Origin of the sequence: Trichococcus sp. (assembly GCF_049684335.1) — a bacterium.
Classification (GTDB): Bacteria; Bacillota; Bacilli; order Lactobacillales; family Aerococcaceae; genus Trichococcus.
On record NZ_JBAVFV010000061.1, the window covers coordinates 1 to 19276 of the forward strand.

Annotated in this window: 16 protein-coding genes; 4 read left to right on the forward strand and 12 right to left on the reverse strand. The window is 48.2% G+C overall.

The genetic code is table 11. The features are described from left to right. Positions 1–164 precede the first annotated feature (164 nt). Genes WBM30_RS10895 through WBM30_RS10905 form a run of 3 tightly spaced genes read right to left on the reverse strand, consistent with a single transcriptional unit; the run spans position 165 to position 3571 of the window. Positions 165–620 (reverse strand): SprT family protein, encoded by a 456-nt coding sequence (locus WBM30_RS10895; RefSeq protein WP_424900732.1) that lies wholly within the window; start codon positions 618–620, stop codon positions 165–167. A 13-nt stretch (positions 621–633) separates the two neighbouring features. Beyond that, positions 634–2811: a Tex family protein gene (locus WBM30_RS10900; RefSeq protein WP_424900733.1), complete on the reverse strand. Its 2178-nt coding sequence runs from the start codon at positions 2809–2811 to the stop codon at positions 634–636. A gap of 52 nt (positions 2812–2863) precedes the next feature. Beyond that, positions 2864–3571, reverse strand: a complete 708-nt coding sequence (locus tag WBM30_RS10905) for a metallophosphoesterase family protein (RefSeq protein ID WP_424900734.1) — start codon at positions 3569–3571, stop codon at positions 2864–2866. Between the two features lie 339 nt (positions 3572–3910). Here WBM30_RS10905 and WBM30_RS10910 point away from each other — a divergent pair, with 339 nt between their 5' ends. Then, positions 3911–5374 (forward strand): NCS2 family permease, encoded by a 1464-nt coding sequence (locus tag WBM30_RS10910; protein ID WP_424900735.1) that lies wholly within the window; start codon positions 3911–3913, stop codon positions 5372–5374. Positions 5375–5690: 316 nt separating this feature from the next. Next, on the forward strand, positions 5691–8363 hold the full coding sequence (locus tag WBM30_RS10915; RefSeq protein ID WP_424900736.1) for a cation-translocating P-type ATPase: 2673 nt from the start codon (positions 5691–5693) through the stop codon (positions 8361–8363). Between the two features lie 350 nt (positions 8364–8713). On the opposite strand, the gene WBM30_RS10920 is transcribed toward WBM30_RS10915, so the two are convergent. From WBM30_RS10920 to WBM30_RS10940, 5 genes are all read right to left on the reverse strand, one after another. Beyond that, the gene (locus tag WBM30_RS10920) at positions 8714–9610 is read right to left on the reverse strand and encodes a nuclease-related domain-containing protein (protein ID WP_424900737.1); all 897 of its coding nucleotides are present in this window, start codon (positions 9608–9610) and stop codon (positions 8714–8716) included. A gap of 294 nt (positions 9611–9904) precedes the next feature. Then, a complete protein-coding gene (gene gorA, locus WBM30_RS10925; protein ID WP_424900738.1) occupies positions 9905–11254 on the reverse strand; it encodes a glutathione-disulfide reductase in 1350 nt (449 codons plus the stop codon). Between the two features lie 30 nt (positions 11255–11284). Further along, a complete protein-coding gene (locus tag WBM30_RS10930; protein WP_424900739.1) occupies positions 11285–11863 on the reverse strand; it encodes a dihydrolipoamide dehydrogenase in 579 nt (192 codons plus the stop codon). A 60-nt stretch (positions 11864–11923) separates the two neighbouring features. Further along, positions 11924–12487 (reverse strand): chromate transporter, encoded by a 564-nt coding sequence (locus WBM30_RS10935; RefSeq protein ID WP_424900740.1) that lies wholly within the window; start codon positions 12485–12487, stop codon positions 11924–11926. After that, positions 12484–13062 (reverse strand): chromate transporter, encoded by a 579-nt coding sequence (locus WBM30_RS10940; protein WP_424900741.1) that lies wholly within the window; start codon positions 13060–13062, stop codon positions 12484–12486. Before WBM30_RS10940 ends, WBM30_RS10935 begins: the two co-directional genes overlap by 4 nt. Before the next feature lie 272 nt (positions 13063–13334). Between WBM30_RS10940 and WBM30_RS10945 the strand changes: the two genes are divergently transcribed. Together WBM30_RS10945 and WBM30_RS10950 are read left to right on the forward strand one after the other, a co-directional pair. After that, the gene (locus WBM30_RS10945; RefSeq protein WP_424900742.1) at positions 13335–13931 is read left to right on the forward strand and encodes a DedA family protein; all 597 of its coding nucleotides are present in this window, start codon (positions 13335–13337) and stop codon (positions 13929–13931) included. A 148-nt stretch (positions 13932–14079) separates the two neighbouring features. Then, positions 14080–14409, forward strand: coding sequence for an iron-sulfur cluster biosynthesis family protein (locus WBM30_RS10950; RefSeq protein ID WP_424900743.1), 330 nt, complete (start codon positions 14080–14082; stop codon positions 14407–14409). Between the two features lie 78 nt (positions 14410–14487). Here the strand turns inward: WBM30_RS10950 and gcvPB are convergent, their stop codons facing one another. From gcvPB to gcvT, 4 genes are all read right to left on the reverse strand, one after another. Then, positions 14488–15936: an aminomethyl-transferring glycine dehydrogenase subunit GcvPB gene (gene gcvPB, locus WBM30_RS10955; RefSeq protein ID WP_424900744.1), complete on the reverse strand. Its 1449-nt coding sequence runs from the start codon at positions 15934–15936 to the stop codon at positions 14488–14490. Continuing rightward, the gene (gene gcvPA, locus WBM30_RS10960) at positions 15929–17284 is read right to left on the reverse strand and encodes an aminomethyl-transferring glycine dehydrogenase subunit GcvPA (protein WP_424900745.1); all 1356 of its coding nucleotides are present in this window, start codon (positions 17282–17284) and stop codon (positions 15929–15931) included. Before gcvPA ends, gcvPB begins: the two co-directional genes overlap by 8 nt. 1 nt (position 17285) lies before the next feature. After that, positions 17286–17681 (reverse strand): glycine cleavage system protein GcvH, encoded by a 396-nt coding sequence (gcvH, locus tag WBM30_RS10965; RefSeq protein WP_424900746.1) that lies wholly within the window; start codon positions 17679–17681, stop codon positions 17286–17288. Between the two features lie 97 nt (positions 17682–17778). Continuing rightward, the gene (gene gcvT, locus WBM30_RS10970; RefSeq protein ID WP_424900747.1) at positions 17779–18897 is read right to left on the reverse strand and encodes a glycine cleavage system aminomethyltransferase GcvT; all 1119 of its coding nucleotides are present in this window, start codon (positions 18895–18897) and stop codon (positions 17779–17781) included. Positions 18898–19276 lie beyond the last annotated feature (379 nt).

Below are 19276 nucleotides of genomic sequence, written 5' to 3' on the forward strand. Positions count from 1 at the left end.
ATGGCTAGCTAACCACGTCCGTCGGACGAACAAAAAAAGACTTGTATGATGAGTAAAATCATACAAGTCTAAAATCAAAACTCATTTTTACTTTTTTATACTGTCTACTTGACAGGTAGCTGTTCAAAACATAGATTCCAAGGGCTTTTAGCATTTGTAGTTTTTTATTCAATCTTCAATCGCAGTTTCCCCCTGCACTTCCCGCAGACATACTTCTTCAAATCGATCCTGCGTTTGCGCGGGTAAGACTGCCCGCATGCGCTGCAACTGTAGAGCCATTTCGGAGGCGCTATAGTTCCAGCTTGGCGCAGATCCTTCACAAACCTACTCCCCCCGCTCTCCTTCAAAAGGTTCCGGAAATCGGCATCCCGATGCTTGTACCCCCGCCCTTCCAGATGCAGATGATAGTGGCAGAGTTCGTGCTTCACGACCTTTTCCAGTTCGTCCATTCCGTGCAGTTCCAGCACCAGCGGATTGAAATCCAGATTGTGGCTTCCCAGATGGTAGCGCCCGCCTGTCGTTTTCAGGCGGCGGTTGAAAGTTGCTCGGTGGCGGAACGGCCGTTGGAAAACAGTAAGCGAGATGTCCACCACCAATCGCTGCAGTTCTTGTTCATTCATCGCTTGGTCCTCATTATTTTTGCGGCAACATGGTAAGGGCAACACGGCCTTTGTTTGTGTCGACATTATCGACCCAAACGGTCACGATGTCGCCGACAGCGACCACATCAGATGGATGCTTGACGAAGCGGTTGCTGAGTTTTGAGATGTGGACCATGCCGTCTTGTTTAACACCGATGTCAACGAAGGCGCCAAAATCGACAACGTTGCGGACGGTTCCCTGCAGCTCCATCCCCGGCTTCAAATCTTCCATCGAGAGCACATCCTGGCGCAGCAATGGTTGGGCGATGTCGTCGCGCGGATCGCGGCCCGGTTTGGTCAGGCCGGCGATGATGTCCTGCAGCGTTTCTTTCCCTAGGCCTGTCACTTCACGGGCTTTGGTCCGATCCAAGGCGCCCAGCGCTTCGCGGGCTTCGTCAGTACCGATGTCCTTCAGGCTGAGCCCGGCCAGTGCCAGCACTTCTTTAGCGGCCGGATAGGATTCCGGATGGATGTCTGTATTGTCAAGGATGTTCTTGCCACCGGCGATGCGCATGAATCCGACCGATTGCTCAAAAGCTTTCGGGCCGAGGCGCGGCACTTTCTTCAATTGTTGGCGGCTGTCGAAGGCGCCGTTCTCCTCGCGGAAGGCGACGATGTTGTTCGCGATCGTTTTGTTCAGTCCGGCGACGTGCTGCAACAATGGTGCGCTAGCTGTGTTCAAGTTGACGCCGACTTGGTTGACTGCGGTTTCGACGACAAAGTCCAGGCGTTCGCCCAGTTGTTTCTGGGAAACGTCATGCTGGTATTGACCGACACCAACCGATTTCGGATCGATTTTCACCAATTCGGCAAGCGGATCCTGCAGGCGGCGCGCGATGCTGACGGCGCTGCGTTCTTCGACTTGGAAATCCGGGAATTCTTCTCGGGCAATGTCGCTGGCGGAATAGACCGAAGCGCCCGCTTCGTTGACGATGACGTAATAAACGGTTTCGGCGACTTGTTTGATCTGGTCGGAGACGAACAGTTCCGATTCACGGCTGGCGGTTCCGTTCCCGATGGCGACCATCTCCACTTTGTAGTCCGAAAGCATTTTTCGGAAAGCCGGACCGGCAGCGGCACGTTTTTCTTGGTTGGCCGGTTTGTGCGGATAGATCACGCTCTTCGCCAACACTTTCCCGGTTGCATCGACGATCGCCAATTTGCAGCCGGTGCGGTAGGCCGGATCCAAACCGAGCACAACTTTGCCTTTCAATGGCGGCTGCAACAAGAGGTTGCGCAGGTTGTCGCCGAAGACATCGATCGCTTGCGCATCGGCGGCTTCGGTCAATTCGTTGCGCAATTCGCGCTCGATAGCGGGTCCTATGAAGCGGCGGTAGCTGTCTTCGTAAGCGGCTTGCAGATAAGGCACGGCAATGCTTTTCGGATTCTTCACTACCTTTTTCGCCAAATAAGCGAAGATTTTCTCTTCATCGATCAGAACGGCGACCTTGAGGATGCCTGTTTTTTCGCCGCGGTTCATGGCCAGCACGCGATGCGAAACCATAGATGAAATGCCTTGGGAAAATTCGTAGTACATTTCATAGACGCCTTTTTCATCCTTATCAGCATCCTTGGCGGTGCTCACAATCTGGCCGTTTTTGCGCGTGAACTCGCGGATATGTTCGCGGTAGGCCGGTTCGTCGCTGACGATTTCGGCGATGATTTCATGTGCTCCGGCCAAAACGTCTTCTATAGTAGAAAGTTCCATTTCCTCGTTCAGGTATTCCTTGGCCTTCGCTTCGACGGATCCGTTCATGGGACCGTTCAACAGCCACTCGGCAAACGGCGCTAGCCCTTTTTCGCGGGCGATGGCTGCTTTCGTGCGGCGTTTCTGTTTGTAAGGACGGTACAAGTCTTCGACGCGCTGCATTTTTTCGGCGCGTTCGATATCCGCTTTGAGTTTCGGCGTCAGTTTGCCCTGTTCCTCGATGATGCGGATGACTTCTTCCTTGCGTTTATGTAGATTTGTTGCGTACTGGTGGCGTTCCTCGATTTGACGGATTTCAACCTCATCAAGCGAGCCTGTCGCTTCCTTCCGGTAACGCGCGATAAAAGGGACGGTGTTGCCCTCTTCCAATAGTTGCAGTACTTTCTCGATCTGTGCGGGTCTGAATTGGTTCAGCTCGGCTTTCACCAAGCCCAAAACGATTTGTTGTGCGGTTTCTGTCATAGTTTTGTTTATTCCTGCCTTTCAAAATAAAACTGCCCTTTCGGCACCTTCATTATTTCTGTATAATATGGTCCTCTTTCAGACCGTTTTTGTCAAACACGACACCATGCAACGATCCGCCGTAGACGGCTCCGCCATCGATGCCGATCTTATCGTCCGAAGTCCAAAGGTCCGAACGGTCATTGTCGCCGTAGAGGTAAAAGGTCGGGGTATGCCCGAACACGATCGTTTTACCGGTGCGGTTCTTCTTTTTGTGGAACGGTTCGCGGATCCAAAGGAAGTCCTCTTCGGTGCTGTCGTGCCAATCCTTTTTGTCCAGATCGACGCCGGCATGGACGAATACGTACTGTTCCCATTCATAATACAGAGGGAGCTCCGCCAAAAAATCCAGCAGATCTTTGTAGTAGTGTTTCATCATCAGCGCGATTTCGGTAGGCGAATACTCCTCGTTGATGTGCTCATGCAGAAAACTTTCCAGCGAGCCTAAACCGCCGTTCAGGAAATAGTTGCCTGCAAATTCCTCTGGCTTGGCGATAAAATTCAGCAAGATAGCCTCATGATTGCCCTTCAGATAGATGGCACCGTGCTTTTCCACCAACTCCTTCGCCAGCAGAAAACAAGCCTTCGAATTTTCGCCGCGGTCCCCCAGATCGCCGATAAAAATCAGCTGTTGCTTCTCTCGGTCCCACTTTTCCAATAATTTCTTCAGTAAAGTGATCTCCCCATGGACATCGCCCACCACAAACACTTCATCTTTCACGCTCATCACCTTCTTACTTTCAGACTGTTTCACTCCTTCTCATTTTAGCATACCGACTGCTTTCTTGCTCAGACAGATTTCTTCAAAAAAAGAACATGTTTTCCTGAAATACTAACGTTAAGATGTAAGGATAGCTTTTTTGATGCGCTTTCATTATCGATTCGGGCAAATTCCGAACATTAAAGTGATAAATTGATTAAATCATTCACTTATTTATTGCAAGCTTTTGTGGGATTGGTTATAATAGTCGAGTGGTAAGCAAGGAAAGCATCTGAAATCATTTATTGTTACTGTTTCCTGTCGCTGCCGAAAAAAATTCAGATGGGAGATCTTTTCAAAATGGAAAATTTCTTTAAACTCAAAGAACACGGAACAACAGTTTCCACAGAAGTCGTTGCCGGGATCACAACTTTCTTCGCAATGTCTTATATCATTTTCGTCAACCCTGCAATCCTTTCTTTATCAGGGATGCCTAGCCAAGCAGTCTTCTTGGCGACAATCATTTCCGCTGCTGTCAGCACATTGGTGATGGGCCTATTTGCCAACGTACCTTATGCTTTGGCACCGGGTATGGGCCTGAACGCCTTCTTCACTTTCACAGTCGTCTTCTCGCTTGGCTTCACTTGGCAACAAGCTTTGGCCATGGTATTCATCTGCGGGATGCTCAACGTTTTCATCACTGTCACTAAAGTCAGAAAAATGATCATCAAATCGATCCCTGAAAGTCTGCAGCATGCAATCAGCGGCGGTATCGGCATCTTCATCGCTTATATCGGCATCAAAAACGCCGGCTTTTTGCAATTCACTTCCGACGCCAGCTCCATCACGGCCATCAACGGCGCGCCTTATGACGCAACAGCCGAAACTTTCACTGGCGGTGTAGGATCAGTCATTACCGGCGGCGGCATCGTCCCTGCTTTGGTTGATTTCACGCAAATGCCTGCTTTATTGGCTTTGATCGGTTTGGTTATTACGGCTATACTGATGGTCAAAAATGTACGTGGCGCTATCCTGATCGGTATCGTTGCGACAACCTTGTTGGGTATCCCGATGGGTGTCGTTGATATCTCAACAGCTAGCCTGCAAGCAAACTCACTTGCAACTGCTGTTTCAGAATTAGGTGTAACATTCGGTGCAGCATTCGGTTCAGAAGGTCTTTTGTCTCTTTTCTCCGACCCTTCCCAATTGCCTTTAGTACTGATGACCATCTTCGCATTCAGCCTTTCCGACACTTTCGACACAATCGGTACATTCATCGGAACTGGCCGTCGCACAGGCATCTTCTCTGCAGAAGATGAAAAAGCGCTTGAAGAAGGATCCGGATTCAGCTCAAAAATGGACAAAGCTTTGTTCGCCGATTCAGTCGGTACTGTCATCGGTTCGATCTTCGGTACTTCCAACACAACTACCTACGTAGAGAGTGCTGCTGGTATCGGTGCTGGCGGACGTACAGGTTTGACTGCGGTTGTTGTTGCCGGCATGTTCATCATCAGCGCGTTCTTCGCACCTCTGATCGGTGTCGTTCCCGCTGCTGCAACGGCTCCAGCTTTGATCCTTGTCGGTATTTTGATGATGGGTTCGTTCACGGAAATCAACTGGCATGATTTGGAAGATGCGATCCCTGCTTTCTTCGCATCCATCTTTATGGGTCTTTCTTACAGCATTTCCTACGGTATCGCAGCTGGATTCTTCTTCTACTGCATCGTTAAAGTCGTAAAAGGAAAAGCGTACGAAATCCACCCGATCGTGTGGTTCTCTTCGGCTTTATTCCTGGCTAACTTCATCATCTTGGCACTGATTTAATGTTTATGGACACATTTCCGATTGATGCGGAAATGTGTCCATTTTTTTAAATGTTTTCATTTTCGGTAATAAATTGTTGCGATTACATGATTTTGTCGATATAATAAATTCGAGTGTTAAACTGAATATCTCCATAGGGGAGTAACTAGCAGTACAAGGCTGTGGTAACGTCAACAATAAGTAGAGTAATCCTATCTGCTGGTGTTACCTTAAATAGTGAGACTTATGCATACAGTGTTGTCTGAAAGACAATTTTATGCATAGGTCTCTTTTCATTTTAACACTACTATATTCAGGTCAAGAGAGGGGAAATACTGTGTCAAAAGAACAACTGAATAAAGCGTTCTTCGCGCAAACGGAAGAGGAAGTCTTAGCTGAACTTAATTCAACTAGAAACGGACTTTCCAAAGAAGAAGCGGCGAAGAGATTGGCCGAGTATGGCGAGAACGTACTAGAAGCAGGTGAAAAACGCACCACTTTACAAAAATTCTTGGATCAATTCAAGGACTTCATGATTCTCGTTCTATTGGCTGCAGCTATCATTTCTGGTACTATCGGTCATGAAATCGCTGATGCTATCATCATCTTGGCTGTTGTTATCATCAACGCATTCTTAGGTGTCTTCCAAGAGAACAAGGCAGAAGAAGCAATCGAAGCTTTGAAGAAAATGGCTTCCCCACTTGCTAACGTTAAACGTGGCGGAGAAGTCATCCAAGTCAAATCCGAATTACTTGTGCCTGGTGACATCATCGTTTTGGAAGCTGGAGATGTTGTTCCTGCAGATATCCGCCTTTACGATGTAAATTCACTTAAAGTTGAAGAAGCTGCCTTGACTGGTGAGTCTGTTCCGGTTGAAAAAGACTTGCGCGACGTTGAAACCGATGCCGCTTTGGGTGACCGCAAGAATATGGCATTCGCAACCACAAACGTTACTTATGGCCGTGCGGAAGGTGTTGTCGTCCTTACAGGGATGAATACCGAAGTTGGACATATCGCTAACATGCTGCAAAATGCTGAAGATAAGAAAACGCCTTTACAGATCAACCAAGATCAAATGGGTAAATCATTGACTATTCTGATTTTGGTCATCGCTATATTGATGTTCATCATCGGATTCGGCTTCAACGGCCGCCCTTGGTTGGACATGTTGATGGTTTCCATCTCCGTAGCCGTAGCCGCTATTCCTGAAGGATTGCCTGCCATCACGACGATCATCTTGGCGTTGGGTACGCAAAAAATGGCAAGCAGAAATGCGCTTGTCCGTAAATTGCCTGCTGTTGAAACATTGGGTGGTACTGAAGTCATCTGTTCCGACAAAACTGGTACATTGACTCAAAATAAAATGACGATCGAAAAAGTTTACTACGATGGCCAAGTCCACAATGCTGATGAAAACATCGACTTGGAATTGCCTGTCATGAAGATTATGAACTTCGCGAATGATACAAAAATCGCCAATGACAAATCATTGATCGGTGACCCTACTGAAACAGCAATGGTTCAATATGGTTTGGAAAAAGGTTTCGACCTTTCCGCTAAATTGGTTGACATGCCGCGTGTTGCTGAGGTTCCTTTTGAATCAGACCGTAAATTGATGTCAACGATCCATCCTGAAGGCAACCAATTCATGATCGCTACAAAAGGTGCTCCTGATGAATTGTTGAAACGTTGTACGCACATCATTAAAGCCGGCGTCATTTCACCAATCACTGATGCTGACAGAATCGCAATTCTGGACACTAACCACAGCTTGGCTATCCAAGCATTGCGCGTATTGGCAATGGCATTCAAAAACGTCGCTGCTATACCTGCACAAATGACAACTGAAGCAGTCGAAACGGACTTAGTCTTTGCCGGTCTGATCGGTATGATCGACCCTGAGCGTCCGGAAGCTAAACAAGCGATCGCTCAAGCCAAAAAAGCTGGTATCCGTACTGTCATGATCACGGGTGACCACAGAGACACTGCTTCTGCTATTGCGACTCGTTTAGGTATCCTGGATGAGAACTCTTCTGCTAAGGCAGTCATCACTGGTGCTGAATTGAATGATATCTCTGATGATGATTTCTTGCGTACGGTTCAAAATTACTCTGTATACGCTCGTGTTTCACCTGAGCACAAAGTACGTATCGTTAAAGCATGGCAAGACCAAGGTAAAGTTGTTGCCATGACTGGTGACGGCGTAAACGATGCACCATCATTGAAACAAGCTGACATCGGTATCGGTATGGGTATCACAGGTACGGAAGTATCTAAAGGCGCTTCCGATATGGTATTGGCTGATGATAACTTTGCTACAATCGTTCACGCGGTTGAAGAAGGACGTAAAGTTTTCGCAAACATCCAAAAAGCGGTCCAATACTTGCTTTCCGCTAACTTGGGTGAAGTATTGACCTTGTTCATCGCTACTGTATTGGGATGGCAGATCCTTGAACCAATCCACTTGCTGTGGATCAACTTGGTGACGGACGTATTCCCTGCCATCGCATTAGGTTTGGAAGAAGCTGAGAAAGATGTTATGGAACAAGCGCCGCGTGGCCGTTCTTCCAACTTCTTCTCGAATGGCGTATTCACCAGCATGATCTACCAAGGTATCTACGAAGGTGGGATTACCTTGTTCGTGTTCTGGTTAGCGACTGGTTACTATGGTTATGAACTGCACATCGGTGAAGCAATGGCCTTCTTGACATTAGGATTCATCCAATTGTCGCATGCCTTCAACTGTAAGTCAGTGTTCAAATCATTGTTCTCTGTCAACCCGTTCGGCAATAAAATGTTCAACTACGCTATCCTGCTTTCCTTAGCATTGATGCTGATGGTTGCATTCACGCCTGGATTGAACACAATCTTCGGTATCTACGACATGACGGGCCAACAATGGATGATCGTTGTCGCAGCTGCATTGTCAGTAATCCCATTCGTAGAGATTATGAAAGCAATCTTGCGCGGTATCGGATACGACAAAAAAGTGAATCAAATCAAAGAATAATAAATGAATGTTTGAAAACCCCGTTGCAACTTGGTTGCGGCGGGGTTTTCTTTTTTTGCGATCTGGTTGTATGGGTTTCCGGGCTTGGGGATGTGGGTTCGGTGCGAGATCCCCCGCCAAAATGGTTTCGACGGGGTATATCATGTTGTCCGGGTGCGTTTTTCCCCGCCAAAGTCGTTTTGGCGGGTTTTCTCTTGGGTTTTAGGACTGTTTTTCCCCTCCAAATTGATTTTGGCGGGTTATTTTTGACCGCCCAAACTCAATTCGCATAAAGAATAAATGCGAGGCTTCGCCCATAAAATAGCTATACGAATCAAATTATCCCATCCAAATAAAGATTACCCGCAATACTATACGTAATAGCGCATATTTCCGCTTCCTTTAACAGTATATTCCTCCCTCAAAACCCGAAAAATTCGGTCCCTTCGTCCTATTCCGCACCAATCCGTCATACGAGCCGAGGTCACTGGTTCATTCGGGAACAACAAGCGAAAATCCGAAATGCTGGTCTTGATTGCGTTTTTGACATTTACTCTCTTTCCGCACTTCGCGCATGATTGACGATGGCCGCTGAATGTTTCCAGAAGAGCCCCGCATGTAGTGCAAGGGATTCCTTTTATTAGTTGGTCGTAGCGATACTCCGGCATTTTGCTTGGATAATCTAGTTTGTGGAGTTTTACAAGTGCATCCGCCAACTTCTTCTGTTCCGTAGTTGGTTTAGCGCCCAAAAGCAGATTTCCAAAATATCTGGAAATCTGGCTTGGCAGCAGCAGCCGCTCATCGGCTGGAGCACCCAACAACGTAAATTCTGGATTGATATAGACAACAAAGGCTTCTACTTCAATCTTGCAGCCTAACTCCTGAAGCAGCAATTCCAGCCGAACCCGTGTCTTTTGCAGTTGCAAAGCAGGATTCTCCATAGCCACTCCGTTGAGTTTGGTGAATTTATCTTTCCCCCAATAGTGCACCCCTTCATAATTTTTTATTTCGTACAATACTATTCTGTCGAAAAAAATCAGTAAGGAATCGATTTGGAAAGAAGATCGCCTGTTTTCCAATTGCAGATCATTCAGAATCAGGCAAAACTCTTTCAGTTTTTCCGTGAATTCATCAAAACGCATCTCCCCTTCGAATCCCTTTAGCAAATTAAGATAATAATAGTAGTCATCGCTTGCCAAATGCATACGTGAAGACAATATCTGATAGATGTTCAAAAGCTTCGTCTTCGTCCGTTCCTTGTACGCCACAGAATCACCTCTAATTTTATTTTCAAATATACTATGCGCGGAGCATCCGGGGTTGCTTTTCGCTTTCATGAACTTTTGTCGGGATCCTGAGGTGGTTCCGATTAATTTATTGGGCGGTACGTCATTTACCCCGCCAAAAGGGATTTGGCGGGGTAAATGACCTCGGTATCATCTGAAATAGCCCGCCAAAATGTGTTTGGCGGGCTATCTCACTGTGAAGTGTATTCAGTTTGCCCGCCGAAATGGTTTTGGCGGGTTATCTTGCGCGTTCAGCGTCGCGAATCATCGCGCGCTCTATCTCATAGTCACGAACTCTTCCGCTCCAGTCGGATGGATGGCTACGGTGTTGTCGAAGTCGGCTTTGGTGGCGCCCATTTTGATGGCAACCGCAAAACCTTGAATCATTTCATCGACTCCGTAGCCGATGCCGTGGAGGCCGACGACTTTTTCATTTTCGCCTGCGCAGACCAGTTTCATCTTCACAAGCTGGCGATGGGCTGTAACGGCCGTGTACATCGATGCAAACGTAGACTTATATACTTTAACCTGATCGACACCAAACTTCTCCATGGCTTCTTTTTCGCTCAATCCGATGCTGCCGATTGGTGGGTGACTGAAGATCACGGTTGGGATGTTGTCGTAGTCCAATTTCTCATTCGGCTTATTGTTGAACAACCGTTCCGAAAGTCTGCGGCCGGCCGCAATCGCTACCGGAGTCAGCATGATCTTGCCGGTTACGTCCCCGACTGCATAGATGCCATCGACAGAGCTGTTCTCAAACTCGTCGACGATGATGAATTTTTTATCGCTGACTTTTACATCCGTTGCTTCGATGTTCAGACCGTCGATGTTGGCGGTCCGGCCGATTGCCCAGATGATTTTGTCGAAGACTTCCGATCTGCCGTCCTCGAGATGCAGCGTCAAAGTACTGTCCGCATTCTTTTCGACAGATTTTGAAACAGCGTGAGTATGCAACGTCGGTCCATCATTTTCGATTTCCTGCATCAGGCCTTCGATGATGATGTCATCGTATTTCCGCAGCGGTGTGTCGTAGCGGACATACAGATGCGTGTCCACGCCCAGATTGTGCAGCACGCCGGCCAATTCGATGGCGATGTAGCCCGCACCGACGACAGCTACCTTTTCCGGCAATTCAGTCCATTCGAAGAACGTATCGGAAACGTCTCCGAGTTTTGCGCCAGGAATCCGTGGGCGGATCGGTTTTGCGCCTGTCGCGATCAGGATATTTTGGGAGCGGATCAGCTCCCCGTTCACTTCAACAGTATGGTTGTCGACGAATTTGGCGAATCCCTCGATCACATCGACATTACGGCGTTCGAAGCCCGCTTGATAGGAGTTGCGGGAGCGCTCGACATAGGCATCCCGGTTCTTCAATAAGGTCGGAAAGTCGATTTTATGCGCGCCTGTATCGAATCCGTAATCTGGTCCGTATTTGTGGATCGCCTCGGATATTTGGGATGCATACCACATGATTTTTTTCGGTACGCAACCAATGTTCACGCAGGTTCCTCCCAATAAATTCCCTTCAATAACAGCTGTTTTGGCACCATACTCTGCCGCACGGTTCATCGTGGCGATGCCCCCGCTGCCTCCTCCGATGGCAATAAAATCATATTCCCTCATCATGTTCCTCCCAATAATATCTATGTATTTTTATTTATTTTTTTGTCTTTCTTCCAACCAGACACAACCGATCGTCTGCGAAGCCGGCAAAATGGCCTGATAACGGCCGTGGTTATCGTAAGCTTTATAGTACAGCTTACCGTCTTCGTTGTAGCCATAAGCATAGACGACTACCCAATGGTTTTTGTACTTGCTGTTGAACAGCCGCGTCGTCCCCACTATGACAGGGACCGGATCCGGGCGATCCAACAGGGTCGGAACGATTTTTTCCGTGATGAGACCCGATTTCACGGTCCAATCCGGAATATCCGCCAGCAAGGTTTTCAGTCCGTGCTGCACATCCCAAAAAAAGGTCCCTTTGTAGGGCAGAAATTCGTCAACGACCGTCAGGAGACCCGCCAACAAAGTATCTTTATCAAGGGAATGCTTGTATTTATGCAGAACCGCATCATGAACGAGTACGGCGCTGCAGTAGGTTCCGCAGATTCCCGGGCTGCCGCTGTTAATCCAACTGCGGTACTTCGCGAAGCGTGAAGGTTTCAGACCGTGCCACTTCTTCGGCACATTCTTTTTGGCCTGAAGCTCTTTATATGTATGATTTGACGTCATGACAAATTCCTTTCTGTTTCTGAATGAAGCGAATAAGCTATCTTTTGATTATACACCCAGTCAGCTGAATAAATGGAAGAGGATGCTCACGGCTCCTGAAACCAGAATCAGCCAGATCGAATCGATTTTCGTGGTCCGTAGTGCATACAGTGCCGCAAGGAAGATGGCCACCGCAAGGAAATTGATTGTAAATCCGGCGATTGCAGTCCCCCCGGATTGGAATAAGGCAGCCATAAAGAGCGCCAGCCCTGCCGCAGCAATCAAAGCCACGACTGCCGGACGGAGCCCGCCAAGGATTCCCTGCATGATTTTAATGTCACGGTACTTATAGTAGGCCCATGCCAAAATCAGCGAAAGGATGATCGAAGGCGTGACCGTACCGAGCGTCGCGATGATCGCTCCTGCAAAACCACCCACTTTTGTGCCGACGAAAGTCGCTGAATTGATGGCGATCGGCCCCGGAGTGATCTGTGAAATCGTGATGATATCCGTGTATTCCTGCATCGTCAACCAGCCTTTATTCACGACGATTTCATTCCGGATCAGCGGCAAGGATGCATATCCGCCGCCTATCGTGAACAATCCGATTTGGAAGAAGGACCAAAATAATTGCAAATAAATCATTTAATCGCCCCTTTCTTATCTTGGTAGCTCAGATTGATGAAACCAATCAGTCCAGCCAGGAAAATGATTAGGACGACATGGACATCGAAAAAGTAAGAAGCTATGAATGCCGCAATCAACAACAATATGTTGATTATGTCCCTTTGTTTGACGATTCCGCTGACCATGCCGATAACGACATTGACGATGACTGCCGCCACACCGGCCTGCATCCCGATCATCAAAGCATCCACAATCGGATTTTCCCGGAAATTCATGTAAAAATAGGAAATGAGCGTGATGATGGCAAGAGGCGGCGTAACCGTCCCCAAAACTGTCACCAAAGCCCCCAACAGTCCCGCCATGCGGTAGCCGACCAAAATGGACGTGTTGACTGCGATTGCGCCCGGCGCGGACTGCCCCAGAGCGACCAGATCCAACATCTCATCCGCTTCGATCCACTTGAGTTCTTCCACGAACTTTTTTTGCATCAACGGCACGATGACATACCCGCCGCCGAAAGTAAACGCGCTCAGAACAAACGTCGATTTGAACAGCAACCAAAACAACTGGGCTGATTTTTCTTTATTAGCCAAAGTTTCTCTCCACCTCTTCTTCAATTTCAGTTCATCTACTTTTGATTCTACCAAAGTTAGCTATCGATGTAAAAAGAACGAATCGCCAATTGCGCGCCGGAACGGGTCATGGGCATGATTGGGCAGCAGTCATTCCAATAGGATTTTCTTAAGAATATTCAAAATAAATTGAAAATACTGATGCTTCGTGTATAGTTAGATTAGAACATTAGAATAATATAGAACTATTTTTGGAGGAGTGAATCACTATCGAAGCTTGGATTCAAAGTATTATGGAGCAATTTGGCTACTTCGGTGTAGCATTTTTGATTATGATCGAAAATCTTTTTCCGCCTATCCCTTCTGAAGTCATCTTGACTTTCGGCGGCTTTATGACAACCACAACAGATCTCAACATTCCCTTGATGATCGTTGCCGCAACAATTGGTGCAGTAGTAGGTGCTGCGGTTCTTTATGGTGTCGGTACGCTTTTGGATGTCGAACGATTGGATAAGATTGTCGACAAGTACGGCAACATCCTGCGCATCTCGCATGAGGATATCCACAAAGCGGATTCGTGGTTCGATCGCTACGGTTTTTGGACAGTCTTCTTTTGCCGCTTCGTACCGTTGATCAGAAGCTTGATTTCTTTACCAGCCGGAATGGCGAACATGAACTTTGGCCTTTTCCTTCTGTTCACGACTGTCGGTACCGTCATCTGGAATACCGTCCTGATCTACTTGGGTGCGGCGGTCGGCTCGCAATGGGAAACGATCGTCCATTACATGGACATCTATTCCAACATCGCCTATGTCATCATCGCTATTCTTGGGATTGCCGGCATCATTTGGTATATCCGCAAAAGAAAACAAACCGTTAAAGCAGATTAATTAGTCTGGCCATCCTCCACTCGGAAGATGGCTTTTCTTGTTTTTCGGGTGATATATCGTATACTATATGTAAGAAAGTACAACCGAAAAGTTAGTTTCCCCGAACAGTCACTTACGGTTAATTATATAGAAAGAAAGGGATCAAATAATGAAATTCACTTTTACCGATTCCGCCATCGCGGAAATCCAAAAACGTTACGACCTTAAGGATATCAGCCTGTTCTATGCGGTCGGCGATGATTGCGGCTGCCCGAGCACCGGCATCTTTATGCTGAAGGTCAATGATGCCGGAATGGCGGAATACGATGCCATAATCGAAACGAACATTGGCCCAGTTCCTGCCCAAAAATGGGCATTGGTTTTCCTCGACAGCGACAATGTTGTTGACTTCAACGCCACCAAGCATGCTTTCCAACTGAAAAGCGAGCGTGGCTTCCTGAACATGAACCTGTTGTTGGAGCAGACTATCGCACAATAAGCCAACTATACACAAAGAACAGCCCCCGCTCATCCATTAAAACGGATAGTCGGGGGCTGTTCTTTTTATGGAATCAAATCAGTATTTCACCTTGATCATCCTCGCGGCGCGCACTTCATCCAGTCGTCTGACGGATGTGTGATGCGGTGCCTGTGTAACGGTTTCCGGTGATTCGGCCGCTTCGCGTGCAATGGCGATCAGCGCGTCCGCGAAGTCATCGAGTGTTTCCTTGCTTTCGGTTTCCGTCGGTTCGATCATCAAGGCTTCCTCAACGATCAGCGGGAAATAGACGGTCGGAGCGTAGTAGCCGTAGTCCAACAAGCGTTTGGCCATATCTAAAGTCCGCACGCCGCCCTTCTTCTGGCGGTTGCCGGAAAGGACGAATTCGTGCTTGCAGATGCCCGGGTAGGGCGTGTCAAAATCATTTTCGAGAAGCTTACGCAGGTAATTGGCATGCAGCACGGCGCTCTCGGAAACTTTCCGCAAACCGACCGGACCCATCGTGCGGATGTAGGTGTACGCCCGCACTAACACGCCGAAGTTGCCGTAATAGCCTTTGACCGGCCCGATTGAAGCGGGATGATTGCTGTTCAGCACATAGCCCTCTTCCGTCTTTTCCACTCTCGGGATCGGCAGAAACTCTTTCAAGTAGGCTTTTACGCCTACCGGACCGGCTCCCGGCCCGCCGCCGCCATGCGGCGTGCTGAAGGTCTTGTGCAAATTCAGGTGGACGATATCGAAGCCCATCATGCCCGGTGTCGTTTTGCTGAGGATGGCGTTCAGGTTCGCACCGTCGTAATACAGCAACCCACCGGCTCCATGGATGATTTCGGCGATCTGAACGATGTCGCGCTCAAAAAGACCCAATGTATTCGGATTCGTCAGCATCAAAGCGGCAGTCTGGTCGTCGACTGCATTGCGCAAGGCCTCAAGATCGACCAAACCTTCAGCTGTCGACGGGATGCTCACAACATCGAAGCCAGCGATATGCGCACTGGATGGATTGGTCCCATGGGCGCTGTCCGGCACAAAGACTTTCGTGCGCTGCAGGTTCCCGTTCTTTTCATGGTAGGAACGCACCATCATCAACCCTGTCCATTCGCCGTGCGCTCCGGCTGCCGGTTGTAAGGATACACCATCCATGCCGGTGATGACCGCCAGATCTTCCTGCAGTTCATGCATCAATTGCAGTGCGCCCTGCACAGTCTCCAACGGTTGATAAGGATGGATGTTGGCGAAACCGTCCAAGCGGGCGGTCACCTCATTGATCTTCGGGTTGTACTTCATCGTGCAGGATCCTAGCGGATAAAAGCCGTTTTCCACGCCGAAGTTGTCCTGAGAAAGGTTGGTGTAATGGCGCATCAGCTGCAGTTCGCTGATTTCCGGCAGTTCGGCCGGCTGTTTGCGGATGAGATGCTCCGGCAGTTTGGCTTTGAAGTCCGTTATTGGGACATCGCTCTTCGGCAGGCTGTAGCCCACACGCCCCGGACGGCTTAATTCAAAGATCACATTTTTCGTTTTACGCATGGTTCACACCCTCCAATACCGCAATGAATCGGTCGATTTCTTCCTTCGTGCGTTTTTCGGTGGCGCAGACCAACAACTGGTTCGGCTTGTTATAGGTTTCCGCCAAGCTGTAGCCGCCGATGATGCCCGCATCCAACAAAGCCTGATTCGCTTCTGCGGCCGGGAAAGGCAGATCGATGACGAATTCATTAAAGAACGGCGACTGGTTCAGGATTGCGAAGCCTTTTCCCTGCAAAGCCTGGGCAAAATAAGCCGCTTTGTCGACGTTCAGATGCGCCATTTCCTGGACGCCTTGTTTCCCGAGGGCCGCCATGCAGACCGCAGAGGCCAACGCATTCAAGGCTTGGTTCGAACTCATGTAGGAAGTCGCTTTTTCGCGTCGAATATGCTGCTCCCTGCTTTGGAGCGTCAGGACAAAAGCGCGCTCTCCGTCTGCATCCAGCGTTTCCCCGACGATTCTACCGGGAACTTTGCGGATATGCTTTTGGTTGACGGAAAAGTAGCCGCAGTGCGGGCCACCGAAAGACATCGGCAAACCGAACGGCTGCGTGTCGCCGACAACGATATCCGCACCCAGCTTGCCGGGCGCTTCAAGTATCCCGAGCGCCAATGGATTGGCCATCACGATCAACAACGCACCTTTGTCTTCGGCGATCTTTTTGACGACACCTAAATCTTCGACCGATCCGAAGAAATTCGGGTACTGGACAACGATCGCCGCCGTATCCGGTGTCGTCAGGCATCTTGTGACATTGAAGTTGGTGACATCCTTATCCGTCAACACTTCGATGACATCCAGGCCGCGACCTTTTGCGGCAGCGTGGATGACGGCTCGGGCGTTCGGATGGACCGCCTGTGAAAGCACAATTTCGTTCCGCTTCGTGACTGCCGCTGCCAAACCGACTGCTTCGCTCAAAGAAGCGAACCCATCATATAAGGAAGAGTTTGTCGCTTCCATTCCGGTCAATTCGCTGATCATCGATTGGAATTCAAAAATCGCCTGCAGCTCCCCTTGACTGGCTTCCGCTTGATAGGGCGTATAGGCTGTATAGAATTCGGAGCGCGAAATCACTGCATCGACCACGCTCGGAATGTAATGATCGTAAGTACCGGCGCCCATGAAGATCGGCATCTGCCCAGCGCTGACGTTCTTTTCTGCCAAAGCTTTCATTTGCTTCAATAATTCCGATTCGGAAACGGCAGCCGGAATCGACAATTCTTCCTGCAGACGAATTTCTTCAGGGATATCAGTGAACAGGTCCTCCATGTTTTCAACCCCGATGACAGCCAGCATCTCTTTTTCGTCTTCGGCTGTATCCGGTAAATAACGGAATTGCTCTTCAGTCATCTTATGCTTCCTCCTCAGCCACGAATGCTTCGTATTCCTCGTAACTCAACAACTCGTCCAATTCTCTGGCATCGCTCAAGCGCATTTCGTACATCCATCCGCCTGCAAAAGCTTCCGCATTGACGGTTTCTGGCGCATCAGCCAAAGCTTCATTTTGTTTGATCACTGTTCCGGAAACCGGCGCATAGACTTCCGAGACGGATTTTACGGATTCGACCGTCACAGCTTCGTCCCCTTTGGCCAATTCCGCATCCAGATCGGCCACGAAATCGACGAACACGATGTCGCCCAATTGTTCCGCCGCATGCTCCGTGATGCCGATGCGAACCGTATCATCCGTGATTTTTTCTACCCATTCATGCTCTTTTGTGTAATAAAAATTTTTGTGGTCTGCCATTTTGATCATCCTTCCGCGCCTTGCGCTGGTTTATTGTTGTAGAGAAGTATAAAAATTTATCTTTATTCAATAATGATGGCTAGCTGAACGGGTTCGTTCAGCTTTTCGTTCTTTTGTAAAATGGTTTGGGTATGATTGTCGCTTGGATGCGTTTGTTGCGTATTTCGATCTGGATTTCTGTGCCGATGGCGGCCGCTTCCGACTTCACCAAGGCCATCCCGATGCTTTTCTTCAGAGTCGGCGATTGCGTTCCGGAAGTTACGATCCCGATTTCTTCCCCTTTCAACGAAAAGACTTTGTAGCCTTCGCGGGGGATTCCTCTTTCGGTTGCCTCGAAACCGACGATCTTTTCGGTTGGTCCGTTTTCGCGGATTGCCGTCAAAGCCGCTTTACCTATAAAATCGCTCGCTTTTTTCACCTTGACCGCAAATCCCAGCCCGGCCGCCAATGGATTGATATCCTCGGACAATTCATGCCCGTAGAGCGGCATCCCTGCTTCCAGACGAAGCGTATCCCGCGATCCGAGTCCGCAAGGCAACAACCCGTAAGCTTGACCGGCTGCCAACAGTTTTTCCCACAGTAGCGCGGTCTGCCCGCTCGCCAGATATAATTCAAAGCCGTCTTCGCCGGTATAGCCCGTCCTTGAGATCAGGACATGCGGAATGCCCGCGACTTCTTGGTCCTCGATGAAATGGTAATTTCCGATGGTATCCAGATCGGCGTCCGTCAGTTCCTTGAGAATTTTGATGGCTACTGGGCCCTGCAAGGCAAGCAAGCCTATGCTGTCGGAAATATTTTTTAGGATCGCTTTCAATCCATTGTTCTCTTGCATCCATGCATAGACTTTATCCGTATTTGATGCATTGCAGACCAACAAATAACTTTCCTTGTCCATTTTGAAGAGGATGACATCATCTACTGCCCCGCCATCCGGATAACACATGATATTGTATTGAGCTTGTCCGATGGTCATCACGCTGACATCATTCGTCAGCAATCCATTCAGGTAGCTTTCTGCTTCCTCACCGGATATTTCGATTTCTCCCATATGCGAACAATCGAACAGTCCGGCGCGTTCACGGACGGCTTCATGTTCGGCAAGAATTCCGGAAAACTGGATCGGCATCTCCCATCCCCCGAAATCAATCAGCTTCACACCATTCGCTTTATAATATTCAAATAATGGCGTGCGCTTTCCTATCGTTGGTTCACTCACGTACAAATCCCCCTTTTCTTTCCTGGATTCCGCATTTTTTACAACTATTTTTCAGCATTCCGTCACATTAACGTGTAACCGCTTCATATCCCTTTGTTATCTATTTTAGCATAGAAAACAGTCAAAGCACTCTCATAAAAGATTGTTCGCATTAAACACAAAGCCACTCTCATAATAGTATGTTTTTTTTAAAAATTAAAAAAATATGCTTACATTTTCAATATCATAATTATAAATAGTTCGTATTTTGCCCAAAATACGACATTTCATTCAATTATTAACAGATTCTTAAAAAGGTAGTTGTAAACACGCAGAATAATGTGTAAAATGAATAATTAAAAAGATATAATTGATTTCTCTCGCCAAATTTTCATCTTTG